This is a genomic window from Streptomyces sp. Je 1-332 (assembly GCF_040730185.1).
Taxonomy (GTDB): Bacteria; Actinomycetota; Actinomycetes; order Streptomycetales; family Streptomycetaceae; genus Streptomyces.
In genome coordinates, this window is the sequence record NZ_CP160402.1 from 4,814,069 (window position 1) to 4,838,817 (window position 24,749).

25 protein-coding genes are annotated in these 24,749 nt (G+C 71.6%); 17 read left to right on the forward strand and 8 right to left on the reverse strand.

Annotation, left to right across the window (positions count from 1 at the left end; all coding sequences use genetic code 11):
* The first annotated feature begins 87 nt into the window (after positions 1 to 87).
* A complete protein-coding gene (gene glmM / locus ABXJ52_RS21990) occupies positions 88 to 1,446 on the forward strand; it encodes a phosphoglucosamine mutase (RefSeq protein WP_367044326.1) in 1,359 nt (452 codons plus the stop codon).
* On the opposite strand, the gene ABXJ52_RS21995 is transcribed toward glmM, so the two are convergent.
* Both ABXJ52_RS21995 and coaA read right to left on the reverse strand, forming a co-directional pair.
* The gene (locus tag ABXJ52_RS21995) at positions 1,443 to 2,393 is read right to left on the reverse strand and encodes a DUF389 domain-containing protein (RefSeq protein ID WP_367044327.1); all 951 of its coding nucleotides are present in this window, start codon (positions 2,391 to 2,393) and stop codon (positions 1,443 to 1,445) included. The two genes, glmM and ABXJ52_RS21995, sit on opposite strands and share 4 nt — an antisense overlap.
* A gap of 31 nt (positions 2,394 to 2,424) precedes the next feature.
* Entirely contained in the window at positions 2,425 to 3,423 is a 999-nt protein-coding gene (coaA, locus tag ABXJ52_RS22000) for a type I pantothenate kinase (protein ID WP_367044329.1), read from the reverse strand.
* Positions 3,424 to 3,522: 99 nt separating this feature from the next.
* Here coaA and ABXJ52_RS22005 point away from each other — a divergent pair, with 99 nt between their 5' ends.
* The 5 genes from ABXJ52_RS22005 to tsaE all read left to right on the forward strand — a co-directional run bounded on the left by ABXJ52_RS22005 (position 3,523) and on the right by tsaE (position 8,727).
* Entirely contained in the window at positions 3,523 to 3,891 is a 369-nt protein-coding gene (locus tag ABXJ52_RS22005) for a holo-ACP synthase (RefSeq protein ID WP_160506682.1), read from the forward strand.
* Between the two features lie 43 nt (positions 3,892 to 3,934).
* Positions 3,935 to 5,389, forward strand: a complete 1,455-nt coding sequence (locus ABXJ52_RS22010; protein WP_367044331.1) for an NAD(P)H-hydrate dehydratase — start codon at positions 3,935 to 3,937, stop codon at positions 5,387 to 5,389.
* Between the two features lie 398 nt (positions 5,390 to 5,787).
* Positions 5,788 to 6,948 carry an alanine racemase gene (alr, locus tag ABXJ52_RS22015; protein WP_367044332.1) on the forward strand — a complete coding sequence of 387 codons (1,161 nt, stop codon included), beginning with the start codon at positions 5,788 to 5,790 and terminating at the stop codon, positions 6,946 to 6,948.
* 13 nt (positions 6,949 to 6,961) lie between these two features.
* Positions 6,962 to 8,185 (forward strand): alpha/beta hydrolase, encoded by a 1,224-nt coding sequence (locus ABXJ52_RS22020; RefSeq protein WP_367044333.1) that lies wholly within the window; start codon positions 6,962 to 6,964, stop codon positions 8,183 to 8,185.
* 11 nt (positions 8,186 to 8,196) lie between these two features.
* On the forward strand, positions 8,197 to 8,727 hold the full coding sequence (tsaE, locus tag ABXJ52_RS22025) for a tRNA (adenosine(37)-N6)-threonylcarbamoyltransferase complex ATPase subunit type 1 TsaE (RefSeq protein ID WP_367044334.1): 531 nt from the start codon (positions 8,197 to 8,199) through the stop codon (positions 8,725 to 8,727).
* 307 nt (positions 8,728 to 9,034) lie between these two features.
* On the opposite strand, the gene ABXJ52_RS22030 is transcribed toward tsaE, so the two are convergent.
* Positions 9,035 to 9,586 (reverse strand): hypothetical protein, encoded by a 552-nt coding sequence (locus ABXJ52_RS22030; RefSeq protein ID WP_367044335.1) that lies wholly within the window; start codon positions 9,584 to 9,586, stop codon positions 9,035 to 9,037.
* A 108-nt stretch (positions 9,587 to 9,694) separates the two neighbouring features.
* On the opposite strand from ABXJ52_RS22030, the gene tsaB reads away from it, so the two are divergent.
* From tsaB to ABXJ52_RS22050, 4 genes are read left to right on the forward strand one after another with little or no spacing between them, the layout of a single operon-like run.
* On the forward strand, positions 9,695 to 10,351 hold the full coding sequence (tsaB, locus tag ABXJ52_RS22035) for a tRNA (adenosine(37)-N6)-threonylcarbamoyltransferase complex dimerization subunit type 1 TsaB (protein ID WP_367044336.1): 657 nt from the start codon (positions 9,695 to 9,697) through the stop codon (positions 10,349 to 10,351).
* A 29-nt stretch (positions 10,352 to 10,380) separates the two neighbouring features.
* A complete protein-coding gene (gene rimI, locus ABXJ52_RS22040) occupies positions 10,381 to 10,854 on the forward strand; it encodes a ribosomal protein S18-alanine N-acetyltransferase (RefSeq protein ID WP_367049173.1) in 474 nt (157 codons plus the stop codon).
* Complete coding sequence (gene tsaD, locus ABXJ52_RS22045) at positions 10,847 to 11,965, forward strand: tRNA (adenosine(37)-N6)-threonylcarbamoyltransferase complex transferase subunit TsaD (protein ID WP_367044337.1); 1,119 nt, start codon at positions 10,847 to 10,849, stop codon at positions 11,963 to 11,965. Before rimI ends, tsaD begins: the two co-directional genes overlap by 8 nt.
* Positions 11,962 to 12,219 (forward strand): hypothetical protein, encoded by a 258-nt coding sequence (locus tag ABXJ52_RS22050; RefSeq protein ID WP_367044338.1) that lies wholly within the window; start codon positions 11,962 to 11,964, stop codon positions 12,217 to 12,219. The genes tsaD and ABXJ52_RS22050 overlap by 4 nt, the downstream gene beginning before the upstream one ends.
* A 25-nt stretch (positions 12,220 to 12,244) precedes the next feature.
* Here the strand turns inward: ABXJ52_RS22050 and ABXJ52_RS22055 are convergent, their stop codons facing one another.
* Complete coding sequence (locus ABXJ52_RS22055; RefSeq protein ID WP_367049175.1) at positions 12,245 to 12,871, reverse strand: helix-turn-helix domain-containing protein; 627 nt, start codon at positions 12,869 to 12,871, stop codon at positions 12,245 to 12,247.
* Between the two features lie 191 nt (positions 12,872 to 13,062).
* On the opposite strand from ABXJ52_RS22055, the gene ABXJ52_RS22060 reads away from it, so the two are divergent.
* Complete coding sequence (locus ABXJ52_RS22060) at positions 13,063 to 14,553, forward strand: MFS transporter (RefSeq protein ID WP_367049177.1); 1,491 nt, start codon at positions 13,063 to 13,065, stop codon at positions 14,551 to 14,553.
* A 379-nt stretch (positions 14,554 to 14,932) separates the two neighbouring features.
* Here ABXJ52_RS22060 and ABXJ52_RS22065 read toward each other — a convergent pair whose 3' ends face one another.
* Positions 14,933 to 16,177: a methyltransferase domain-containing protein gene (locus tag ABXJ52_RS22065; RefSeq protein ID WP_367049179.1), complete on the reverse strand. Its 1,245-nt coding sequence runs from the start codon at positions 16,175 to 16,177 to the stop codon at positions 14,933 to 14,935.
* 82 nt (positions 16,178 to 16,259) lie between these two features.
* On the opposite strand from ABXJ52_RS22065, the gene ABXJ52_RS22070 reads away from it, so the two are divergent.
* The 3 genes from ABXJ52_RS22070 (at position 16,260) to groL (ending at position 19,834) form a co-directional block, all read left to right on the forward strand.
* The gene (locus tag ABXJ52_RS22070; RefSeq protein WP_367044339.1) at positions 16,260 to 17,213 is read left to right on the forward strand and encodes a polysaccharide deacetylase family protein; all 954 of its coding nucleotides are present in this window, start codon (positions 16,260 to 16,262) and stop codon (positions 17,211 to 17,213) included.
* Positions 17,214 to 17,779: 566 nt separating this feature from the next.
* Complete coding sequence (gene groES, locus ABXJ52_RS22075) at positions 17,780 to 18,088, forward strand: co-chaperone GroES (protein WP_006347174.1); 309 nt, start codon at positions 17,780 to 17,782, stop codon at positions 18,086 to 18,088.
* A gap of 120 nt (positions 18,089 to 18,208) precedes the next feature.
* On the forward strand, positions 18,209 to 19,834 hold the full coding sequence (gene groL / locus ABXJ52_RS22080) for a chaperonin GroEL (protein ID WP_367044340.1): 1,626 nt from the start codon (positions 18,209 to 18,211) through the stop codon (positions 19,832 to 19,834).
* A 145-nt stretch (positions 19,835 to 19,979) separates the two neighbouring features.
* On the opposite strand, the gene ABXJ52_RS22085 is transcribed toward groL, so the two are convergent.
* The gene (locus ABXJ52_RS22085; RefSeq protein WP_367044341.1) at positions 19,980 to 20,753 is read right to left on the reverse strand and encodes an SDR family oxidoreductase; all 774 of its coding nucleotides are present in this window, start codon (positions 20,751 to 20,753) and stop codon (positions 19,980 to 19,982) included.
* Positions 20,754 to 20,786: 33 nt separating this feature from the next.
* Positions 20,787 to 21,464, reverse strand: a complete 678-nt coding sequence (locus ABXJ52_RS22090) for an MOSC domain-containing protein (protein WP_367044342.1) — start codon at positions 21,462 to 21,464, stop codon at positions 20,787 to 20,789.
* Between the two features lie 79 nt (positions 21,465 to 21,543).
* Here ABXJ52_RS22090 and ABXJ52_RS22095 point away from each other — a divergent pair, with 79 nt between their 5' ends.
* Positions 21,544 to 22,440, forward strand: a complete 897-nt coding sequence (locus tag ABXJ52_RS22095) for a LysR family transcriptional regulator (protein WP_367044343.1) — start codon at positions 21,544 to 21,546, stop codon at positions 22,438 to 22,440.
* A 49-nt stretch (positions 22,441 to 22,489) separates the two neighbouring features.
* Here ABXJ52_RS22095 and ABXJ52_RS22100 read toward each other — a convergent pair whose 3' ends face one another.
* The gene (locus tag ABXJ52_RS22100; RefSeq protein ID WP_367044344.1) at positions 22,490 to 22,852 is read right to left on the reverse strand and encodes a WhiB family transcriptional regulator; all 363 of its coding nucleotides are present in this window, start codon (positions 22,850 to 22,852) and stop codon (positions 22,490 to 22,492) included.
* A gap of 390 nt (positions 22,853 to 23,242) precedes the next feature.
* Between ABXJ52_RS22100 and ABXJ52_RS22105 the strand changes: the two genes are divergently transcribed.
* Together ABXJ52_RS22105 and ABXJ52_RS22110 are read left to right on the forward strand one after the other, a co-directional pair.
* Positions 23,243 to 23,854, forward strand: coding sequence for a response regulator transcription factor (locus ABXJ52_RS22105; RefSeq protein WP_003948568.1), 612 nt, complete (start codon positions 23,243 to 23,245; stop codon positions 23,852 to 23,854).
* Positions 23,855 to 24,120: 266 nt separating this feature from the next.
* A complete protein-coding gene (locus ABXJ52_RS22110; protein ID WP_160506701.1) occupies positions 24,121 to 24,696 on the forward strand; it encodes a sigma-70 family RNA polymerase sigma factor in 576 nt (191 codons plus the stop codon).
* Positions 24,697 to 24,749: the final 53 nt, after the last annotated feature.

Below are 24,749 nucleotides of genomic sequence, written 5' to 3' on the forward strand. Positions count from 1 at the left end.
GCCCCGGCGGCACGTTGTGTGCTGCCGGGGCGTTCGTTTATCGGGAACCCCGGTGACCCTGGGGTAGAAGTCCGGAGGAGGACAGCAGTGGGACGACTCTTCGGCACGGACGGCGTGCGCGGTGTCGCCAACGCGGATCTGACGGCCGAGCTCGCGCTCGGGCTCTCCGTGGCGGCGGCTCATGTGCTCGGCGAAGCGGGCACGTTCGAGGGCCATCGCCCGGTCGCGGTGGTCGGCCGCGACCCGCGCGCCTCGGGGGAGTTCCTGGAGGCCGCGGTGGTCGCCGGCCTCGCGAGCGCGGGCGTGGACGTCCAGCTCGTCGGTGTGCTGCCCACCCCCGCGGTGGCGCATCTCACCGGTGCGCTGGGCGCCGACCTCGGCGTGATGCTCTCCGCGAGCCACAACGCCATGCCGGACAACGGCATCAAGTTCTTCGCGCGCGGCGGCCAGAAACTGGCCGACGAGCTGGAGGACCGCATCGAGTCCGTGTACGAGGAGCACCGCACCGGTGCTCCCTGGCAGCGCCCCACGGGCGCGGGCGTCGGCCGCGTGCGGACGTACGACCAGGGCCTCGACCAGTACGTGGCGCATCTCCTCGGCGTGCTCCCCAACCGCCTCGACGGACTGAAGATCGTCCTCGACGAGGCGCACGGCGCCGCCGCCCGCGTCTCGCCCGAGGCGTTCGCGCGCGCCGGTGCCGAGATCATCACGATCGGCGCCAAGCCGGACGGCCTGAACATCAACGACGGCTGCGGGTCCACGCACCTGGAGCTGCTCAAGGCCGCCGTCGTCGAGCACGGCGCCGACCTCGGTATCGCGCACGACGGCGACGCCGACCGCTGCCTCGCCGTGGACCACATGGGCGCCGAGGTCGACGGGGACCAGATCCTCGCCGTCCTCGCGCTCGCCATGCGGGAGCACGGCACGCTGCGCGAGGGCACGGTCGTCGCGACGGTCATGTCGAACCTCGGCTTCAAGCTCGCCATGGAGCGCGAAGGTCTCTCCCTCGTACAGACCGCCGTCGGCGACCGGTACGTCCTGGAGTCGATGAAGGAGCACGGCTTCGCCCTCGGCGGCGAGCAGTCCGGGCACGTGATCATCCTCGACCACGCCACCACGGGCGACGGCACCCTGACGGGGCTTCTGCTCGCGGCGCGCGTCGCCGAGACCAAGCGCAGCCTCGCGGAGCTCGCCGGGGTCATGGAGCGGCTTCCGCAGGTCCTGATCAATGTGCCCGACGTCGACAAGACGCGGGTCGACACCTCCGCCGAGCTGACGGCCGCCGTGGCCGAGGCCGAGCGTGAACTGGGCGCCACGGGGCGGGTGTTGCTGCGTTCCTCCGGCACGGAGCCGCTGGTGCGCGTCATGGTCGAGGCCGCCGACATCGACCAGGCCAGGTCCGTTGCCGGGCGGCTCGCCGACGTGGTGAAGTCCGCGCTCGGCTAGGACACCCGGGCCTTCCTGGCCGTACGTTCGTGCTGCCTGGCCCAGAAGATCTTCTGGGCCAGCAGTGTGAGGGTGCCGGCCAGGACGATGCCGAGCAGGTTGAGCAGGAGCTGCTCGGTGGAGCGCCAAGTCTGCGTGGCGTCTCCGTACCTGAGCGCCACCGCCGCGTTGGCCGCGGCCGGGACGGTCGTCACCGAGATCGCGACGCCTACCAGGGCGCCCGACTTGGCCGATGTCAGCGAGAGCGTTCCGGCGGCCCCTGCGAGGACCGCCACGACGAACGAGAACCAGTCGGGCGCATAGACGAAGCCGGTGTTGGGCCGCTCCTGCTCCAACTGCTCCTCGGTGAACAGGCCGACGGCGTCCATGAAGAAGCTGAAGCCGACCGTCACCGCCATGGCGATGGCGAAGCCCGCCAGGATCGCGATCAGCGAGCGCAGCGCAAGGCGCGGGGCGCGCTGGACCAGGGCCGTGCAGAAGCCCGCCAGCGGGCCGAACTCCGGGCCCACCGCCATCGCCCCCACGATCAGGATCGCGTTGTCCAGGACCACGCCGCAGGCCGCGATCATCGTGGCCAGCGTGATGAAGGCCACGTACGTGACGGAGAGCGTCGACTCCTCGTGGGTCGCGTCGCTGAGCTGCTCCCACAGGACCGCGTCCGCGCCCTCGCCCGGGGCGTCGTCCTCCGCCTTGTCCGCCCGCTCGGAGAGCGACAGGTCGATGTTCTCCAGGGCGATCGAGCCGGTCTTGTCGATGCCGAGCGCGCGCAGGGCGCCGATCAGCGTGTCGCCCGCCTCACGGGCGACGTCGCACATCACGACGTCGCCCGCGGGGTCGCGGGCCGCGCCCGGCACGACGGCCAGGTGCGTGGCGCCGACCGTCTCCTCGATCAGGCGCACCACGTCGTCAGTCTTGTCCGCCGGGGTGATCAGGCGCAGATGCAGCATGCGCGCAGGGTAGCCGGGGGGCCGTGGACGGTCACAGCTTGCGCAGCCTCAGGCGCTGGACCTTGTGGTCGGCGCCCTTGCGGATGACCAGGGCGGCGCGGCCGCGGGTGGGGGCCACGTTCTCCAGGAGGTTGGGCTTGTTGATGGTGCGCCAGGTCGTGCGGGCGTAGTCCAGGGCCTCCTCCTCCGAGACCTGGGTGTACTTGCGGAAGTACGAGGACGGGTCCTGGAACGCCGTGGCGCGCAGCTTCTTGAAGCGGTTCAGATACCAGCGCTCGATGTCCTCCGCGCGGGCGTCCACGTACACGCTGAAGTCGAAGTAGTCGGCGAGGCCCACGCGGGTGCGGCCGTCCTTGCCGGGGAGGGCGGGCTGCAGGACGTTGATGCCCTCGACGATGAGGATGTCGGGGCGGCGGACCGTGAGGCGCTGGTCAGGCACGATGTCGTAGATCAGGTGGGAGTAGACGGGCGCCGTCACCTCGTCCTTGCCCGCCTTGATGTCCGCGACGAAACGGGTGAGGGCGCGGCGGTCGTACGACTCCGGGAACCCCTTTCTGGACATCAGGCCGCGGGCCTCCAGCTCCCTGGTGGGCAGCAGGAAGCCGTCGGTCGTCACGCGCTCCACACGCGGGTGCTCGGGCCAGCGGGAGAGCAGCGCCTGGAGGAGGCGGGCCACGGTCGACTTGCCGACGGCCACCGAGCCGGCGACTCCTATGACGAAGGGCGTGCCCGACTGGGAGCCCTTCTCGCCGAGGAAGGTGTTGAGGGCGCCGCGCAGACCGTCCGTGGCGCCCACGTAGAGGTTGAGCAGCCGGGAGAGCGGCAGATAGATGTCCCGCACTTCGTCCAGGTCGATGACGTCACCCAGGCCGCGCAGCTGTTCCAGCTCCTCGGCGGTCAGAGGGAGCGGCGTCTTGTCGCGCAGGGCGCTCCACTCGGTGCGGGTGAGGTCGACGTACGGAGTCGCCTCCGGCCTGTGCCGGTGGGCGCTCCGCGCGGTCGTCGGGGGTACGGAGACCGAAGAGATCACAGTCCATTGTTACGGCTGTTTGAACGGGCCGGGGGGTGGGGTGCGTCACCCCTGCGGGGCTTGGACGGTTACCGTGCTCCGCCTCGTAGGCTGCTGCTCGTGATTATTGGGGTCGGAATCGACGTGGCCGAGATCGATCGGTTCGAGGCGGCGATGGAACGTACGTCCGGGATGGCCGGCCGGCTCTTCGTGGAGCGGGAGCTGCTGCTCCCGAGCGGGGAGCGGCGCGGGATCGCCTCACTGGCGGCACGGTTCGCGGCCAAGGAGGCGCTGGCGAAGGCGCTGGGTGCGCCGGCGGGGCTGCGGTGGACGGACGCGGAGGTCTACGTCGAGGGGAGCGGGCAGCCACGACTCCGGGTGAAGGGGACGGTGGCGGCGCGGGCGGCGGAGCTGGGGGTGCGGTCGTGGCATGTCTCGCTGAGTCATGACGCGGGGGTGGCTTCGGCTGTGGTGATCGCTGAGGGGTAGGTGGGGTGGGCGGTGTGCGCGGCGCGGGGTGACACTCGGGGGTATGCGTATTGCGTATCCGGTGGAGACGGTCAGGGCCGCTGAGCGGGAGTTGATGGCGCGGGTGCCGGAAGGCGCCCTGATGCAGCGGGCGGCGGCCGGGCTCGCCGTGGTCTGCGCCGAGGTGCTGGGCAAGGTGTACGGCTCCCGGGTCGTGCTGCTCGTGGGCAGCGGGGACAACGGCGGCGACGCGCTGTACGCCGGGGCGCGGCTCGCCCGGCGTGGGGCCGGTGTGTCGGCGGTGCTGCTTTCGCCCGAACGGGTGCACGGGGGTGGGCTTGCCGCCTTTCGTGCGGCTGGGGGGCGGGTCGCTGCGCGCGAGGGCGTGGACGGGGTTGCTCGGGGGCTTCTCCGCAGGGCCGATCTTGTCGTGGACGGGATCGTGGGCATCGGGGGGAAGGGTGGGCTGCGGGGCCCGGCCCCGGAACTGGTGGGCGCAGTCCGGGATTTGGGTACCCCCGTGGTCGCCGTGGACCTGCCGAGTGGTGTCGACGCGGACAGCGGGGTCGTGGACGGCCAGGCGGTGCGGGCCGATGTGACGGTGACGTTCGGGGCGTACAAGCCGGGGCTGTTGATCGATCCGGGGCGGGAGTACGCGGGTGTGGTGCGGCTCGTCGACATCGGGTTGGAGATGGGTGAGGCCGGGGGTGGTGGAGAGGTCGAGGCCCTTCAGTACGCCGACGTGGCCTCGCTGCTTCCGATGCCGACCGGGGAGAGCGACAAGTACCGGAGGGGCGTGGTGGGGATCGTCGCCGGGTCGGCCCGGTACCCCGGAGCGGCCGTGCTCTGCGTCGCCGGGGCGCTGCGGGGTGGCGCGGGGGCCGTGCGGTACGTGGGGCACGCGGCGGATGCCGTCATCGCGCGTTTTCCGGAGACCCTCGTGTCCGCGGGGCCGCCGTCGAAGGCGGGGCGGGTGCAGGCGTGGGTGGTCGGTCCCGGCCTCGGGGACGACGCCGAGCGGCTCGCGGAGGTGGTCGACGCCGATGTGCCCGTGCTGATCGACGCGGACGGGCTGCGCCTTGCCGACGCCTCGGCCGTGCGGGGGCGGTCCGCGCCTACGTTGCTCACGCCGCACGCGGGGGAGGCGGCGGCGCTGCTGGGGGTCGCGCGGGAGGAGGTGGAGCGGGGGCGTCTGGCCGCTGTGCGGGAGCTGGCTGGGCGGTACGGGGCGACGGTACTGCTCAAGGGGTCGACGACCCTGGTCGCCGGCCGCGATGGCGGTGCGGTCCGGGTCAACCCCACGGGCACGCCCTGGCTGGCCACCGCGGGCAGTGGGGACGTCCTCTCGGGGCTTGCGGGGGCGTTGCTCGCGGCGGGTCTCGATGCGGGGGACGCGGGGGCGGTGGGCGCGTATCTGCACGGCCTCGCGGGGCGGCGTGCGGCGGATGGGGCGCCGGTGGGGGCGCATGACGTGGCGGAGGCTGTTGCTGGGGCTTGGCGGGATGTGCGGGGGGACTAGCGTTCGGCTTGGCGGGTGCGGGTGCGGGTGCGGGTCGGGTGCGTGGGTGGGTGCGGGGCCGCGCCGGTATGTCCGTCCTCGCTATCGTCCGGTGGCCGTGGGGTTGCTTCGGCTCCCGGGGTCTTCGGGAGCCGTGCTCCGGGCAGACATACCGGCACGTCCCCTCGCGTCTGCTGCCGACTGCGGGCGCGTGGGCCCCACCCAGCCCCCTATGCCACCCCCCCCACCCCGTCACCGCGGGGTAATCGGGTGGGTGGGCGGGAAAGCCTGTTCGGGGTGGAGGTGGCTGCGGGGTGCGGGGCGTAGCCCGGCGGTGCAGCTGGGCGGCGTAGCCCCGGCGGGCAGCCCCGCGGCTGGGACGTTGGTGGAGGTGGGGCTCTGAGACACTGGTCGGCGTTATGACTGAGACCGCACCTTTGCGTGCCCGCGCCGAGATCGACCTGGCCGCCCTCCGGGCCAACGTGCGGACTCTGCGCGCCCACGCCCCCGGAGCCGCCTTCATGGCCGTCGTGAAGGCGGACGCGTACGGCCACGGGATGGTGCCCTGCGCCCGCGCCGCCGTCGAGGCGGGAGCCACCTGGGTGGGCACCGCGACCCCCGAAGAGGCCCTCGCGCTGCGCGCCGCCGGGATCGAGGGGCGCATCATGTGCTGGCTGTGGACCCCGGGCGGGCCCTGGCGCGAGGGCGTCGAGGCCGACCTCGACATGTCGGTCAGCGGACTCTGGGCGTTGCGTGAAGTGTCCGCCGCCGCCCGCGCCGTGGGGCGTACCGCACGGGTTCAGTTGAAGGCCGACACCGGGCTCGGGCGGGGCGGCTGCATGCCCGCCGACTGGCCCGAACTCGTCTCGCAGGCGCTGCAGGCCGAGGCCGAGGGCCTGGTGCGCGTCACGGGCCTCTGGTCGCACTTCGCGTGCGCCGACGAGCCGGGCCATCCGTCCATCGTCGCCCAACTCGCCCTGTTCCGCGAGATGGTCGCGGAAGCCGAGGGCCGCGGTATCCGGCCCGAGGTGCGGCACATCGCCAACTCGCCCGGCACACTGACGCTTCCGGAGACCCACTTCGACCTCGTACGTCCGGGGATCGCGATGTACGGAATCTCGCCGAGCCCCGAGGTCGGCACCTCGGAGGAGTTCGGGCTGCGGCCCGTCATGCGGCTCAGCGCCTCACTCGCCCTCGTGAAGCACGCCCCGGGGGGTCACGGCGTGAGTTACGGGCATCACTACGTCACTCCCGGCGAAACGACTCTTGGACTCGTCCCGGTCGGGTACGGGGACGGAGTCCCGCGTCACGCGTCCGGCACGGGACCCGTGCTCGTCGGCGGGAAGTTGCGCACGGTCGCGGGGCGCATCGCCATGGACCAGTTCGTGGTCGACCTCGGCGGTGACGAGCCGGCGGTGGGCTCGGAGGCCGTCCTGTTCGGTCCCGGCGACCGGGGCGAGCCGACCGCCGAGGACTGGGCACAGGCGGCGGGCACGATCGCGTACGAGATCGTCACCCGCATCGGAACGCGCGTCCCGCGCGTCCATGTGAACGAGCGGCGAGAAGCGGACGGCGTCTGAGGAGGAGCGGCACGTGAGCGAGACCAGCACGGGGGCGGCCGCGGACGCGGTGGTGACGGAAGTCGCGACGGCGGTCGGCAACTGGCGGAGGGCCGGCTTCGCCGGTGCCGCGATAGGCGTCGTCGCCGCGGGCGCCGCGGCCGGTGTCGCCATCGAACGGCTGACCGTGGGCCGCGGGATGCGCAAGAAGGCGCGGCTCGCACTCGACGCGTCGGGGCCGTACGGCTCGCTGCGCGGCATGCCCGGCGTGGCGTACGCCGATGACGGCACCGAACTCTCGTACGAGGTCGACGAGATCGACACGGACGAGGAGGACAGTGCGCGCGCCCCGCGCCGCCGCAGGCTCTTCGGACGCAAGACCCCGGCTCCGGTCACCGTCGTCTTCAGCCATGGCTACTGCCTGAGCCAGGACTCCTGGCACTTCCAGCGGGCGGCGCTGCGCGGTGTCGTGCGCTGTGTGTACTGGGACCAGCGCAGCCACGGCCGTTCGGGGCGCGGTGCGGCGCAGGTGACGGAGCAGGCGCCGGTCTCCATCGACCAGTTGGGGCGGGACCTGAAGGCCGTCATCGACGCGGCGGCTCCCGAGGGGCCGCTGGTCCTCGTCGGGCACTCCATGGGCGGCATGACGACGATGGCCCTCGCCGATCACTACCCGGAGCTGATCCGCGAGCGGGTCGTCGGCGTCGCCCTCGTCGGTACGTCGTCCGGGCGGCTCGGGCAGGTCAACTTCGGGCTTCCCGTCGCCGGGATGAACGCCGTGCGGCGCGTGCTGCCGGGGGTTCTCAAAGCCCTCGGGTCGCAGGCCGAGCTCGTGGAGAAGGGGCGGCGTGCCACCGCGGATCTCTTCGCCGGGATCATCAAGCGCTACTCGTTCTCGTCGAGGGACGTGGACCCGGCGATCTCGCGGTTCGCCGAGCGGATGATCGAGTCGACGCCGATCGACGTGGTCGCGGAGTTCTATCCGGCGTTCGCCGAGCACGACAAGACGGAGGCGCTCAACCACTTCGCCGGGCTTCCGGTGCTCGTCCTCGCGGGGGACAAGGACCTGGTGACGCCCAGCGAGCACAGCGAGGCCATCGCCGATCTGCTCCCGGACGCCGAACTCGTGCTCGTACCCGACGCCGGGCACCTGGTCATGCTGGAACACCCCGAGGTCGTCACGGACCGCCTCGCGGACCTTCTCGCCCGTACGGGAGCTCTGCCGACGGCGGCCGACGCACGGACCTCCAGCGGCTAACGTGGGTGGGCATGGAAGCACCGCACAACCCGGCCCCCGTGAACGACCCGGCCCCCGTGAACACCCTCGGCATCACCGTCACCTCCCCCGAGCAGATGGGCGACCTGGGCCGCCGCCTGGCCAAGCTGCTCCGCCCCGGTGACCTCGTGATGCTCACCGGCGAACTCGGCGCCGGCAAGACGACGCTGACCCGTGGCCTCGGTGAGGGCCTCGGCGTGCGCGGCGCCGTCACGTCACCGACCTTCGTCATCGCCCGCGTCCATCCGTCACTCTCCGACGGCCCGCCCCTGGTGCACGTGGACGCGTACCGCCTGGGCGGCGGGCTCGACGAGATGGAGGACCTCGACCTGGACGTCTCGCTGCCGGAATCGGTGATCGTCGTGGAGTGGGGCGACGGCAAGGTCGAGGAGCTCTCCGACGACCGCCTGCGGGTCGTGATCGACCGCGCCGTCGGCGACACCACCGACGAAGTGCGTGAAGTGACGCTGACCGGGGTCGGGACGCGGTGGGCGCAGGCCGACCTCACGCTGCTCTCGGCCTGATCCTCGTCTCCTCGCCCTGACTTTCCGAGTCTTTCAGCCCTGACTTTCCGACAGGGCGTCGGGAAGATGTTGCGCGGCGTGCGTCGCGCGTGGTGACATGGATGCCGGTACTGGTTAGGTCTACCTAACCACGTCTGCCCCGGAGCCCAGGAGGCATCCATGTCGGCTTCAGAACGTGACGCACAGCCCCGGCCGCACGGGCTGCCGAGGCCATCGGGGATCTCCATGAGCGACCTGCTGGCGTCCTGCGCCGCCGCGACCGCGGTCTCCACACCGCCGCGTGATCCGGCGCCCCGGGGCGAAGCGCCTACGGAACGACGACGACCTTCTTGCTGATCGTCGCGAACTCCCACATAGCGTTGCCGTCCTTGCGGGACTCGCGGATGCCGCCGGTCTTCTTCGACGGGTCGGGCTTCGGCGTCGAGCCGTCCACGGCCGCGCTGAAGCCGATCGCGATCCCGTCCACGCTCGCGAAACGCACGACGTGCTCGATCGCCACACCGTCCGTTCCGGTGACGGTGCCCGAGCGCGAGGTGACGGCGTACGTGCCGGGGACCGGGTCCACCGTGCTCGGCGTGACCTTGAAGGTGTGCTGCGCCTTGCCGGAGCCTCCGACCAGCCACACGCGGTCCTCGCCCACCGAGTAGACGACCCGCTCGCCCGCGCCGGACTGGGCAGGGACCACCGTGGGGTCGGCCTTTTCCTTGGGGGAGCGCGGGGCCGAGCTGGAAGGGGACGAGTCCGGCTTCTTGCCCAGGGTGTCCGGCGCGCTGGCCGAGGCCTGGTAAGCGAGGAAGCCGACTCCGGCGAGTGCGGCGGCCGTGAGGCCGGCCACGAATCCCGAGCTGCTCCTGGACACCTGCGCCACCCTCTTCGTACTCCGTACGGCTACGGGGTGACGTTAGCAGCAGGTGTGCGGCATCTTCGGTCGGCCGTGCGTCGGGCGTCGGAGCCGTAGGCTATTCGCGTGCTCTTGCTCGCTCTGGATACCGCCACCCCCGCCGTCACCGTCGCGCTGCACGACGGCTCGTCCGTTGTCGCAGCCTCCAGCCAGGTGGACGCCCGCCGCCACGGCGAGCTGCTGCTTCCCGCCGTCGACCGGGTGCTCGCCGACGCCGGGCTCAGACTCGACGCCGTGACCGCCGTCGTCGTAGGCGTCGGCCCCGGCCCGTACACCGGCCTGCGTGTCGGCCTGATGACCGCCGACACCTTCGGCCTCGCGCTCGGCGTGCCGGTGCACGGCGTGTGCACGCTCGACGGCCTCGCGTACGAGGCGGGCATCGAGGGCGGCCCCTTCGTCGTCGCCACGGACGCGCGCCGCAAGGAGGTCTACTGGGCGCGGTACGCGGACCCGCGCACCCGCCTCACCGGCCCCGCCGTCGACCGCCCCGCGGACATCGCGGACGAGGTGGCGGGTCTGCCCGCCGTCGGCGCCGGCGCGCTGCTCTACCCCGAGACCTTCCCGGACGCCCGCGCCCCCGAGAACGTCTCGGCGGCCTCGCTCGCATCCCTCGCCGCGGAGAAGCTCGCCGCGGGCGAGGAACTGCCGGCCCCCAGGCCGCTGTACCTGCGCCGCCCTGACGCGCAGGTCCCCAAGAACTACAAGGTGGTCACCCCCAAGTGACATCCGTGACGACAGTCGTCCTGCGCGAGATGCGCTGGTGGGACATCGAGCCCGTCTTCGTCCTGGAGAAGGAACTCTTCCCGGACGACGCCTGGTCGCGCGGCATGTTCTGGTCCGAGCTCTCCCACGCGCGCGGGCCGCTGGCCACCCGCCGCTATGTGGTGGCCATGGACGACGGGCGTCTCGTCGGTTACGCGGGGCTGGCGTCCGGCGGCGACCAGGCCGACGTACAGACCATCGCGGTGGCCCCGAGCCACTGGGGCACGGGGCTCGGCTCCCGGCTCCTGACCGATCTGCTGAACGCGGCGACCGCCTTCGAGTGCGCCGAGGTGATGCTCGAGGTGCGGGTCGACAACACGCGGGCGCAGAAGCTGTACGAGCGCTTCGGCTTCGAGCCCATCGGCTTCAGGCGCGGCTACTACCAGCCGGGCAATGTGGACGCCCTCGTCATGCGTCTGACCGATCCATCAACTTCCGTACAAGGAACCGACATCCATGGCTGACTCGCGCGACCAACCTCTCGTTCTCGGCATCGAGACCTCCTGCGACGAGACCGGCGTCGGCATCGTCCGCGGCACCACCCTGCTCGCCGACGCCATCGCATCCAGCGTCGACGAGCACGCGCGTTTCGGCGGCGTCGTGCCCGAGGTCGCCTCGCGTGCGCACCTGGAGGCGATGGTGCCGACCATCGACCGCGCCCTGAAGGAGGCGGGGGTCGCCGCCTCCGATCTCGACGGCATCGCGGTGACGGCCGGTCCCGGCCTCGCGGGCGCGCTGCTCGTGGGCGTCTCGGCGGCCAAGGCGTACGCGTACGCGCTCGGCAAGCCGCTCTACGGCGTCAACCACCTGGCGTCGCACATCTGCGTCGACCAGCTGGAGCACGGCACGCTGCCCGAGCCGACGATGGCGCTGCTCGTCTCCGGCGGCCACTCCTCGCTGCTGCTGTCCACCGACATCACCTCGGACGTACGGCCCCTGGGCGCGACCATCGACGACGCGGCGGGCGAGGCCTTCGACAAGATCGCACGGGTGCTCGACCTCGGCTTCCCGGGCGGCCCCGTCATCGACCGGTACGCGAAGGAGGGCGACCCGAACGCGATCGCGTTCCCGCGCGGTCTCACCGGGCCGCGCGACGCCCCGTACGACTTCTCCTTCTCCGGTCTGAAGACGTCCGTCGCGCGCTGGATCGAGGCCAAGCGGGCGGCGGGCGAGGACGTTCCCGTCCGCGACGTGTCGGCGTCCTTCCAGGAGGCGGTCGTCGACGTGCTGACCCGCAAGGCCGTGCGGGCCTGCAAGGACGAGGGCGTGGACCACCTGATGATCGGCGGCGGCGTGGCCGCCAACACGCGGCTGCGCGCGCTTGCGCAGGAGCGGTGCGAGGCGGCCGGGATCCGGCTGCGGGTGCCGCGGCCGAAGCTGTGCACGGACAACGGCGCGATGGTGGCCGCGCTCGGCGCCGAGATGGTGGCCAGGAACCGCTCGGCATCCGACTGGGACCTGTCGGCGGACTCCTCGCTCCCGGTGACGGAGCCGCACGTGCCGGGCCACACGCACGACCACGGCCACGATCACGATCACGTGCACGAGGTCAGCAAGGAGAACCTGTACTCGTGACCGTCGCGCTGATGTGGGAGGCCCGCGCCGCCGACGGGCGTGGCGACGAGCTGCTCGCGTGGGCGCGGGCGCAGGTCCTGGCCGGTGAGCCGGTCCGGCGGGAGAGCTTCCGCGCCCCGCAGGACCGGGTGCTCGTCCTGACGTGGTGGGACACGTCGTACGACGCCGACCTGCCCGAAATCCCGGAGCCCGCACCCGAGTTGGTGACGCGCCCGGTGCACAGGTGGCGCTTCGAGTCGGTGGGCCTGGGCTGACGCCCTCCGCCGCCGGGGGAGCGGTTCAGGGGTGCCGAGCCTGCCCCAGAAGCCCGTCGATGACCGCTCCCAGCTGCGCGGACACGTCGTACTCCGCCGTCAGTTCCAGCCAGCGGCCGGCGAGCGCGGCCATGTGGGGGAGCTCCTCGGCGTCCGCCTCGGTGAGCATGGCGGGGAAGTGACGCTTGCGGTCCGGCTCATCGGCGCGGCGGTCCATCGCGCCGCGGAAGACCAGGTCACCGTAGACGCAGTACCAGATGGTGCGATAGGCGGCGACGGCCTGGGGCTGGGTCAGTCCGCAGGCCACGCACGTGGCGATGATCTCCTCGACCATCCACAGGGCGCCCCTGTCGGTGAGGTCGCCGAGGCCGAGCACCTCGACCACCCACGGCATCCGGGCCAGCGTGCCGTGCATGTGCAGGGACACCGCGAGCAGCCGGTCGCGCGGGTCGTCGGGGAGTTCGGGGCGCGGGACCGAGTCGGCCGTGCCGGACAGGGTGAGCATCAGGAGCTCGTCCTTGTCGCGTACGTGGTGGTACAACGCCATCGGGGTCGTGCCGACCTCCTTGGCGACCCGGCGCATGCTCAGGGCGGCGACGCCCTCCTCCTGGAGGATGCGGCGCGCGATGCCGACGATCGTGTCGAGGTCGATGCGGCTGGGCCGCCCCCGCTTCTTCTTCTCACCCGGCTTCTGGCCGCCCGGCGTCTCGCCGGGCCTCTCTCCCGGCTTCGCTGCTTCTGGCGCTGGCTTCTCTGCTTCCACGTGGCTCATTGTCGCGCCCGTGCCGGGCGGGTGACGCATGCCGATGTGTTTTCTATACGCGTATAGTAATGTGCGTGGACATGGTGAATACCGCTGACTCGAAGTCCTCGGGGGCGCGTTGGCTGCTGCCTGTGCTGCTCACCGTGCAGTTCCTGGTCTCTCTCGACATGTCCGTCGTGAACATCGCGCTGCCCGACATCGGCGACGACCTCGGCTTCGGGGCCGACTCGCTGCTCTGGGTCGTCAACGCCTACGCGCTCGCCTTCGGCGGCCTCCTCATGCTGGGCGGGCGCCTCGCCGACGTGGTGGGGCGGCGGCGAACCCTGACCGCCGGGTTCGCGGTCTTCGGGCTCGCGAGCCTGGTGGGCGGCCTGGCCCAGGCCCCGGGGCAGCTCGTTGCGGCGCGGGCCGTGCAGGGGGTGGGCGCGGCGGCCCTCGCACCCGTGGCGCTCGCGCTGATCACCGTCAACTACGCCGCCGGGCCCGCGCGTTCACGGGCGCTCGGACTCTGGGGCGCCGCGGGCGCGCTCGGCGGCGCGGTCGGGGTCATGGCGGGCGGATTGCTGACGGACGTGGCGGGCTGGCGTTCGGTGATGCTGATCAACGTCCCCGTGGTGCTCGCCGCGCTCCTCCTCTCCCGGCACGGCGTGCCCGCCGACCGGCGCACCGGGCCCGCGCCGCGCCTGGACGTGGTGGGGGCGCTGCTCGTCACGGCCGGCATGACGGTGCTCGTCCTCGGCCTCGTCCGCTCTCAGACGCACGCGTGGGGCTCCGGGGCGACCCTGGGAACGCTCACCGCTGCCGCCGCGCTGCTCGGCGCGTTCACCGCCGTCGAGTCCCGCCGACGCGAGCCGCTGCTCCGGCTCGGTCTGCTCGGGAACCGTCCCGTGCTCTCCGCGAACGCGTTCGCGCTGCTGATGTCGTCGGGCCAGTTCGCCGCCTTCTACTTCACCTCGCTCTACCTCCAGGAGGTCATGTCGTACGGGCCGACGCGGGCGGGGGCGGCGTTCCTGCCGTTCTGCGTGGGCATCGTCGCCGGATCGGCGATCTCGGCGCGGACGGCGGGGCGGTTCGGGGAGCGGGCGCTTCTGGTGACCGGGGGGCTTCTCGGCGCGGCGGGGTTCGCCTGGTTCGCCCTCGCGGTCGGCCCCTCCGGGACGTTCCTTGGATCCGTCGTGGGGCCATCGCTCGTGGCGAGCGTCGGCATCGGCATGTGCTTCGTGCCGCTGGGTACGGCGGCGACGTCCGGTGTCGCCGCCGAGGAGACCGGCATGGCATCGGGGCTGCTCAACAGCTCCCGCCAGCTGGGCGGTTCGCTGGGGCTCGCGGTCCTGGTGACGGTGGCGTCGGGCGTCACCGGGGACGGCCGGGGGCCGGGTGCGCTCGCGGCCGGGTACGCGACCGCGTTCGGCGTCGCCGCGGCGCTGCTCGCGTCGGCGGCCGTCGCCACGGCGGTGCTGCATCGCGCGCCCACGCGGCCGCGGCCTGCGCGGCCGGACGCGAAAGAAGATTCGTCGCAGACTCTGGGCGACGACGTCGGTCCGGGGGTCTCCCGTTCGACGCATGGGTGAGATGGGTGAGAGGCGAGGAGAAGTCCTCCGCCGCCACCCGATGGGGCATAGGCGCGGGCGGAGTTCGAGCGGGAGGCGGGGGTCACGCGCAATCGCGGGGGCGGAAGTTGCTGCTGGGGAGGGCCGGACGACAGCCTGTCCGGCGTTTGAGGACGAGCTCGGCGGAGCCGGTGATGAAGGGGGGCAGACCCGGGCCCGGGACGCGGCGCCTGCGGCACGGGGGCCGGGGCCGCGGCTGGGTGCCTGCGGTCCGGAGTCGGGGAGGCCGGGTGTCTGGGAGCCCGCGGTCAGGAGTCAGGGAGGCCGGATGCCTGGGAGCCCGTGGCCAGGAGCCGGGGAGGCCGGGTGCCCGGGAGTCCGCGGCCCGGTGCCCGGGGTTTCAGGTGTTTGCCACCGGCTGCCCGATCAGCATCGTCGGCGCCCCCGCCACCCGCGTCAGGAACACCGTCGCCGCGTTCTTGCCCTGCGGCTTCACCTTGCGGCGTAGTTCCTCCGGTTCCACCGCTGAGCCCCGCTTCTTCACCGTCAGGGTGCCGACCTCCCGCTCCCGCAGCAACGCCTTCAACTTCTTCACACCGAAGGGGAGTTGGTCGGTGATCTCGTAAGCCGCCGCGTACGGCGTCGGGTGCAGGGAGTCGGAGGTGGCGTACGCGATGGTCTCGTCGATCAGGCCGCCCTTCACCCGCGTGGCCACCTCCGCCACCAGGTGCGCACGGATGACGGCGCCGTCCGGCTCGTACAGATAGCGCCCGACCGTCCGCACCCGCGGGTCCGGCAGCATCGCGTCGAGCGAGGACCACAGCGACGCCCCCGAGGGCAGCAGCGTGGCGCGGTGCGAGGAGGGGGTGTCCGTGCCGAACCACAGCACCGCCTCCTTCACGTCCCCGGCGTCCGAGATCCACTCGGCCGCGGCGTCTGCGGGGATCGCCTCGTGCGGGATCCCGGGGGCGATCTTCAGCGCCGCGTGCGGAGCCGTGCGGGCGGCCTCGATCGCCCAGGAGAGCGGCGGGGAGTAGGCCTCGGGGTCGAAGATGCGGCCCCGCCCGCCCCGCCGCGCCGGGTCGACGAAGACCGCGTCGTACGCGGACGTGTCGACCTCGGTGACGTCGGCCTCGCGCACCTCGATGAGATCCCCGAGCCCGAGCGCCTCCGCGTTCGCGCGCGCCACCGCGCAGGTCAGCGGGTCGCGGTCGACGGCGAGGACGGTGACACCGGCACGGGCCAGGGCGATCGCGTCGCCGCCGATGCCGCAGCACAGGTCGGCCAGGGCGCGGACGCCGAGGGCCTTGAAGCTCTCCGCGCGATGCACGGCCACGCTCGTACGGGTCGCCTGTTCGACGCCGTTCGGGGTGAAGAACATCCGGCCCGCGTCCTCGGCCCCGAACTTCGCCACCGCACGCCGCCGCAGCCGCGCCTGCGCGAGCACCGCCGTGACCAGTTCCGCCGGGTGCCCGCGGCGCAGGCGGGTCGCGACGGCCAGCTCCCGGGCCGGGTCGGCCTCCCGCACCTCGTCGAGATCGAGCAGGGCCCGGCCTTCGGGGGTGAGGAGCGCGGAGAAGGAGGCCAGGGCAGTCGGGGCAGTCGGGGCAGTCGGATCACGGTCGAGGTCGTTCACCCGGCCCATTGTGGGCCAGTCGGTGGATGGTGTGCGTCCGGCGGCGGTGTCGGCCGGGCAGCGGGGCTGTGAGCTGCAAAGATCCGGCGCCATGCAACTAGTACGACAAAACGACAAATTCAGGGCGAGGCGGAAGGGGCGGGGCCGGGCGCAGGGCCGGGTCAGGGGCCGGGTGCGGGCCGGGGCCGCCGTGCTGACCGCCGCCGCCATCGTCTCCGGCTGCGCCTCGGGCGACGACGGCGGAGCGAACCCCGCCCCCGGTCAGCAGCGCCTGGACGCACCGCCCGCCCGCGCCCTCGACTCCTACGCCCACAAACTCCGCGTCACCCAGGTCGCCCGCGCCGCGGCCGCGAAACGCTGGGGCCTGGCCAAGCCCCCGCTGGCCGCGCCGCCCGCCCCGGCCAAGAAGCCGGCGATCACCACCCGCAAGGGGTTCGAGGTGAAGGGGCAGGCGAGTCTGCCGCCGGTCTTCACGACCATCCCGACCAAGAAGAAGGTCGTCTTCCTGACCATCGACGACGGCGCCGAGAAGGACCCGGCGCTGCTCAAGATGATGAGCGAACTGCAGATCCCGTACACCGCGTTCCTCAGCGACTACCTGGTCAAGGAGGACTACGGCTACTTCAAGAAGATGCAGTCCCGCGGGGTCGCGCTCAACAACCACACCCTGAACCACCCCTACCTGCCGGGACTCTCGTACAAGCAGCAGCGGCGCGAGATCTGCGGCATGCAGGACGTCATCCACAAGCGGTACGGCAAACGCCCCGAGCTCTTCCGGCCGCCGTACGGCAACTACAACGCGGACTCGCTGCGCGCCGCCAAGTCCTGCGGCATCAAGGCCGTCCCGCTGTGGGCGTCCGAGGCGTTCCCCGACCGCATGGACTGGCGCGAGTGGGACCGGGACCTGCACCCCGGCGACATCATCCTCACGCACTTCCGGGGACGCGAGGACTGGAAGGGCACGATGCCCGACATGATCCGCAAGGTCATGAAGACGGTCACCGACAAGGGGTACGCGGTGGCCAGGCTGGAGGACTACCTGTGACCGGGCGGGCGCGGGCGCGGCGGTTCCTCGCCGGCGCGCTCGCGGCAGGCGTGCTCGCGCCCGCGCTGCTCACGGGGTGCGCGCAGTCGGTCGACCCGATCGAGAGGCTGGGGCGGAAGGCGGCGGAGAAGGTCCCGCCGAAGAAGCCCGGTGCGTCGCCCAGCTGCCCTCCGCCTGCGGGGGCGCCGGAAACGGGACGGCGGTTGACGACGGATGCGGGGCGGCGGTCGACGACGGAGGCGGGGCGGCGCACGGCTGCGGAGAAGGGGCACACGGTCACGGATTCGGGGCGGAGCACGGCCACGGAGGCGGAACCGCCGACCGCGGGGACGCGTTGTCCCGAGGGGCGCGGGGGCCGCTCGGCGTCACCACCCGGATAAGACCCGCGTCAGCGAATTAGCAGTCCGCTTGACCGAGTGCTAATCGTCGTCCTAGTGTCAACCCTGGCACTCACCACTGGAGAGTGCCAACAGCGACGGGCAGGTCCGGCACCCGCGACGACGGATCCACCTGGTCGCCACCCCAGACTGTTAACCCCGTAGATCTCCGAAGGGGGAGACCGGATCGTGACGACCGCCAGCTCCAAGGTTGCCATCAAGCCGCTCGAGGACCGCATTGTGGTCCAGCCGCTCGACGCCGAGCAGACCACGGCCTCTGGCCTGGTCATTCCGGACACCGCGAAGGAGAAGCCCCAGGAGGGTGCTGTCCTCGCCGTGGGCCCGGGCCGCTTCGAGAACGGCGAGCGCCTGCCGCTCGACGTGAAGGTCGGCGATGTCGTGCTGTACAGCAAGTACGGCGGCACCGAGGTGAAGTACAACGGCGACGAGTACCTCGTCCTCTCGGCTCGCGACGTGCTCGCGATCGTCGAGAAGTAATTCACCTGCTTCACCAGTATTGCTTTTGAGCTTCGCCCCTGGTCACCCCGCTGCTGATTGCCGGGCGGCGAGGGGCGAAGTTCGTTAAACCCGATTTTTCGAGAGGGCTGAACCGCTCCCATGGCGAAGATCCTGAAGTTCGACGAGGACGCCCGTCGCGCCCTCGAGCGCGGCGTCAACAAGCTTGCCGACACGGTCAAGGTGACGATCGGCCCCCGCGGCCGCAACGTCGTCATCGACAAGAAGTTCGGCGCTCCCACCATCACCAACGACGGCGTCACCATCGCCCGTGAGGTCGAGGTCGAGGACCCGTACGAGAACCTCGGCGCCCAGCTCGTCAAGGAGGTGGCGACCAAGACCAACGACATCGCGGGTGACGGCACCACCACCGCGACCGTGCTCGCCCAGGCCCTGGTCAAGGAAGGCCTGCGCAACGTCGCCGCCGGCGCCTCCCCGGCCGCCCTGAAGAAGGGCATCGACGCCGCCGTCGCGGCCGTCGCCGCGGAGCTCCTCGCCACCGCGCGCCCGATCGACGACAAGGCCGACATCGCGGCCGTCGCCGGTCTGTCCGCCCAGGACCCGCAGGTCGGCGAGCTCATCGCCGAGGCGATGGACAAGGTCGGCAAGGACGGTGTCATCACCGTCGAGGAGTCCAACACCTTCGGTCTGGAGCTGGACTTCACCGAGGGCATGGCCTTCGACAAGGGCTACCTGTCCCCGTACATGGTGTCCGACCAGGAGCGTATGGAGGCCGTCCTCGACGACCCGTACATCCTGATCCACCAGGGCAAGATCTCGTCCATCCAGGACCTGCTGCCGCTGCTCGAGAAGGTCATCCAGACCAACGCCTCGAAGCCGCTCCTGATCATCGCCGAGGACGTCGAGGGCGAGGCCCTTTCGACCCTGGTCGTGAACAAGATCCGCGGCACCTTCAACGCCGTCGCGGTGAAGGCCCCCGGCTTCGGCGACCGCCGCAAGGCCATGCTCGGTGACCTCGCCACCCTCACCGGCGGCACCGTCATCGCCGAAGAGGTCGGCCTCAAGCTCGACCAGGTCGGCCTCGACGTGCTCGGCACCGCCCGCCGCGTGACCATCACCAAGGACGACACCACGGTCGTCGACGGTGGCGGCGACGCCTCCGAGGTGCAGGGCCGCGTCAACCAGATCAAGGCCGAGATCGAGGCCACGGACTCCGACTGGGACCGCGAGAAGCTCCAGGAGCGCCTCGCGAAGCTGGCCGGCGGCGTGTGCGTCATCAAGGTCGGCGCCGCCACCGAGGTGGAGCTGAAGGAGAAGAAGCACCGTCTGGAGGACGCCATCTCCGCGACCCGCGCCGCGGTCGAGGAGGGCATCGTCTCCGGTGGTGGCTCCGCTCTGGTGCACGCCGCCAAGGTGCTCGGTGACTCCCTCGGCAAGGAGGGCGACGAGGCCACCGGTGTCGCCGTCGTCCGCCGCGCCGCCGTCGAGCCGCTGCGCTGGATCGCCGAGAACGCCGGCCTCGAGGGCTACGTCATCACCTCGAAGGTCGCCGAGCTCGACAAGGGCTTCGGCTTCAACGCCGCGACCGGCGAGTACGGCGACCTGGTCAAGGCCGGCGTCATCGACCCGGTCAAGGTGACGCGCTCCGCGCTGGAGAACGCCGCGTCCATCGCGTCGCTGCTCCTGACGACCGAGACCCTGGTCGTCGAGAAGCCGGCCGAGGACGAGGGCGACGCCGCGGGCCACGGTCACGGTCACTCGCACTGACCTCGCCTGACGCTGCCGCGTAGCTGAAACGGAGGCCCGGCACCCCACTTCGGGGTGCCGGGCCTCCGTGCGTTCTCGCGTGCGAGCCCGTCGTGGCTTGTCGCGCAGTTCCCCGCGCCCCTTACGGGGCGCTCCTCCGGGGCCTCTACTGCGGGCCGTACTTCCGTCCCGTACGAGAAGTGACCCCGCCCAGCAGCGCCCTCGGCGTCACCTTCACCACGCCCATCAGGGCCTTGTACCGCGGGTCCGGGATGGACAGGGGCTTGCCCCGCGCCAAGTCGGACAGCGCGGCCGCGACCAGCTTGTCCGCGTCGAGCCACATCCACTTGGGGATGTTCGACGTCCCCATCCCGGCGCGCTCATGGAACTCCGTCCGTACGAAGCCGGGGCACAGGGCCATCAGCCGCACCCCGGAACCGGCCAGGTCCTTCGCCGCCCCCTGCGTGAACTGCACGACCCACGCCTTCGAAGCCCCGTATGTACCGCGCGGCACGAACGCCGCCACCGAGGCGACGTTGACGACACCGCCGCGCCCCCGCTCCCGCATCGACTCCGTCGCCGCCGACGTCAGCCGGAGCACCGCCTCGCAGTGCACCTTGAGCATCGTCAGCTCGTCCTCCATCGGCACTTCCAGGTACTGGCCCTTGTTGCCGAAACCGGCGTTGTTCACCAGGAGGTCGACCGCGTTCCTGCGGTCCGCGAGGCGCTTCTCGACGGCGGCGATCCCGTCGTCGGTCGCGAGGTCCGCGGTGAGCACCTCCGCCTCGATGCCGTGCCGGTCGTGCAGTTCGGTCGCCTGCTCCCGCAGCCGCTCGGTGTCGCGTGCCACAAGGACCAGGTTGTGGCCGTCACCGGCGAGCCGCCGGGCGAAGGCCGCGCCGATACCGGCGGTCGATCCCGTAATCAGAGCCGTAGTCATGGACCAAGGCTAGTGAGATCCGAAGACCTCCGGTCACGGCGTCCGTGAACCGTACTTGTCCGCGTACTTACGAGCCGTCTCGATCAACTCGGGATGCAGCGCGCCCCCGGCGGCGAGCAGACTCGGCAGCAGGTGCTTCTCCGTCATCACCGCCCTGAACTGGAGGGCGACGGTGATGTCGTGCTCCGGGCGGTGCGCGATCTCTATCGCGTCCCCGGCGCGGATCTCACCCGGCTCGATCACCCGCAAGTAAGCGCCGGGAGAGCCCTGTTGAGTGAAGCGTTTGACCCACTGCTTCTCGCCGAGATGGCCTTGGAACGTCTGGCAAGGGATGCGGCTTGACGTCACCTCAAGGAGCAGTTCGTCCCCGACGCGCCAGCGCTCGCCGATCTTCGCGCCGCTCACGTCGAGCCCGGACGTCGTGAGGTTCTCGCCGAAGGAACCGTGGGGCAGCGGGTGGCCGAGCAGCCGTTCCCACGCGTCGAGGTCCTCGCGCGCGTAGGCGTACACCGCCTGGTGGTCGCCGCCGTGGTGCCGCGTGTCGCAGACCTCGTCCCCCGCGAGGCCGCTCCCGCCGACGCCCTTGGGGCCGGGCGCCGCCACCCGTACGGCCCCTTCGGCGGGCCGTTTGTCGATGCCGGTGCCGCCCGAGGGCGCGTCGGTGTACTCAACGGCTCGGAACCGGCCCAGATTCACGGAAAGAAGCTTCATGACGGAAGGCTAGGCGAACTCGCTCAAAGCGTCGACGCATTATTGGTCGGCCCACCCAAGCGTCACTTATGCTTGAGCCATGATCGAGGCCCGTCATCTCCGTGTCCTGCGTGCGGTCGCCGCCACCGGCTCCTTCTCCGCCGCGGCGCGCGAGCTCGGCTGCACCCAGCCCGCCGTCAGCCAGCAGATGAAGGCACTCGAGGCCTCCGCGGGCACGACACTGCTGATCCGCACGGGGCGGGAGATGCGCCTGACGCAGGCGGGCGAGGCCCTGGTCCGGCACGCCGCGGGGATCCTGGCGGGGCTGACGGCCGCCGAGGAGGAGGTCGCCGCCATCGCGGGCCTGCGGGCGGGCCGGGTCCGCCTCGTCTCCTTCCCCAGCGGCAGCTCGACGCTGGTGCCGAGCGCCCTGGCCGCTCTGCGCGCGGCGCACCCCGGCACCCGGGTCTCGCTCGAGGAGGCCGAACCGCCGCGCTCGGTCGAGATGTTGCGCGAGGGCGACTGCGACGTGGCGCTCGCTTTCCGCTACGAAGGCGCTGCCGCCGCCGAGGAGTGGGACGACCTGGTCGTGCGGCCCCTGCTCGCCGACCGGCTCGTCGGTCTCGTGCCCGAGGGGCATCGGCTCGCCAAGGCGGACGCGGTCGCCATCGGGGAGCTGGCCGACGAGCCGTGGATCGCGGGCTGTCCGCGCTGTCGCAGGCAGCTGGTCGAGGTCTGCGAGGGGGCGGGGTTCGCGCCCCGCATCGATTTCGCGACCGACGACTATCCGGCGGTGATCGGCCTGGTCGGCGCGGGCCTGGGGGTCGCGGTGCTGCCCGAGCTCGCCATCGAGTCCGTACGCCCCAAGGGTGCACGCACAGTGACGGTGGAGCCTGCCGTGCAGCGTGAGATCGTCGCGCTCACCCTGCCGGATCTGGCGCAGGTACCCGCCGTGGCGGCCACGCTGGACCACCTCGAGCGCGCCGCGGAGCGCTGAGCGCTGCTGGGCGCCACTGGGTGCTGGGCCCTATCGAAGAAACGTTCCTTCAGGTGTGCGTGATCATGCCGCCGCTGGATGCCCTGTGCGTGGCCGTAGCCGTCGCCGAGGGTGCGGACGTCGTGACGAGGCGGTTGCGCGCGCGGCCCATGAGCTCCTCGCGCTCGTCCTCGGTGAGCCCGCCCCAGACGCCGTACGGCTCCCGTACCGCGAGGGCGTGAGCGGCGCACTCCGCGCGTACCGGGCACCTCATGCAGACCTCCTTGGCGGAGTTCTCACGCGCGCTGCGTGCCGCGCCCCGCTCGCCCTCGGGGTGAAAGAAGAGCGAGCTGTCGACCCCTCGGCAGGCCGCGAGGAGCTGCCAGTCCCAGAGATCTGCGTTCGGTCCGGGAAGGCGGGAGAAATCTGCCATTGCTTGTCTCCTGGTAGCCGTTCTGCGCGGATACGGTGCCCACGACCGTACATCTACTGTCTAAGGAGATGAAAATATGACTCATTGGAAAATCTAGCCACAGACACCAGCAAAAGGGAAGGAAGAGGGCTAAATGGGGCATTGGTTGTGATGAAACGTTGAGGGTCTCTTGCGCTACCTGCTCCGTGTCTGCGCCCTCACGTAGAGTGCCGAAGGAGGCCCACCGCCCCGTAACTCTTTCGGGTGACCGTCGTTGAGAGTGCGGAGGCGGTTGAAAGAACAAGCGCTCGGGCAGATGTCCGAGAGCGTCAACCGCACAGGTGACGAATAAGTACCAGCCTGGAGGCTCAAGGTGACGCGCAGCAGCTGTGAGAGCCGCGGAGGACAGTCATGACATCCGTCCTCGTCTGCGACGACTCCCCGCTCGCCCGAGAGGCGCTCCGCCGCGCGGTCGCGACCGTGCCCGGCGTCGAGCGCGTGACGACAGCGGCCAACGGCGAGGAAGTCCTCCGCCGCTGGGGCGCCGACCGCTCGGACCTGATTTTGATGGACGTACGCATGCCCGGTCTGGGCGGCGTGGAGACGGTCAGGCGGCTGCTGTCCGCCGACCCCGGTGCGCGCATCATCATGCTCACCGTGGCCGAGGACCTGGACGGGGTCGCGCTCGCGGTCGCCGCCGGTGCCCGCGGCTATCTCCACAAGGACGCCTCGCGCGCCGAACTGCGCGCGACCGTCACGCAGGCGCTCGCCGACCCGACGTGGCGACTGGCTCCGCGCAGACTGCGCTCGGCCGAGATGGGCGCGGCGCCCACCCTCACCGCGCGTGAGATCCAGGTGCTGGAGGGCATGAGTCACGGCCGGTCGAACGCCGAGATCGGACGTGAGCTTTTTCTCTCCGAGGACACGGTCAAGACCCACGCCCGGCGGCTCTTCAAGAAGCTCGGCGCCTCGGACCGCGCGCACGCGGTGGCGCTCGGTTTCCGCTGGGGCCTGGTCCGATAGGTGTGCCGCCGTGCGGGCACGGCGATCCCCGCCCGCCGTGTGGTGGGCGGGGTGACGGACGCCCGTCGCTCCCTCTCGGGGGAGCGGTTGCCGTTGCTTCGCCGCCGATGCCGCATCCTTGAGATGTGGAGTTCCTCGGGGACAGGTCGGTCGAGCGGGAGGGGAGGGCGCACGAGATGAGTTCCGGCGCACCTGCTCATAACGCTTCGGTGCACAACTACGGACGTGGTGCCACGGATCAATCGGCGCCAAGGCACCATGGACCGATGCGCGATGACAGGACGACGGTGATCGGTGCCCTCGTCCTTCGCGCGGTCGAGGGTGACGAGCAGGCGACGCACGATCTGCTGGCTCATGTGCACCCCCTGGCGCTGCGGTACTGCCGCACCAGACTCTCCCGACTGCCGGGCGACGCACGGCACTTCGTGGAGGACCTGGCACAGGAAGTGTGCGTCGCGGTGCTTCTCGCGCTGCCTCGCTACAAGGACACCGGGCGCCCCTTCGAGGCGTTCGTCTTCGCGATCGCCGCGCACAAGGTCGCCGATCTGCAGCGCGCGGCGATGCGCCATCCCGGGTCCACGGCGGTGCCCTCGGACGAGATGCCGGAGCGGCCCGACGACTCCCTCGGGCCCGAGGAGCGCGCGCTGCTCAGCAGTGACGCCGAGTGGGCCAAGAAGCTCATGGCCAACCTCCCGGAGAACCAGCGCGAGCTGCTGCTCCTGAGGATCGCGGTCGGGCTCACGGCCGAGGAGACCGGGCAGATGCTCGGCATGTCCCCTGGCGCTGTGCGGGTCGCGCAGCATCGCGCGCTCAGTCGGCTGCGGGCACTGGCCGAGCAGTAACGATCAGCGGTCGCTCGGCGAGCGCCGTCGGTGCCCGTTCATGACGTATGAAC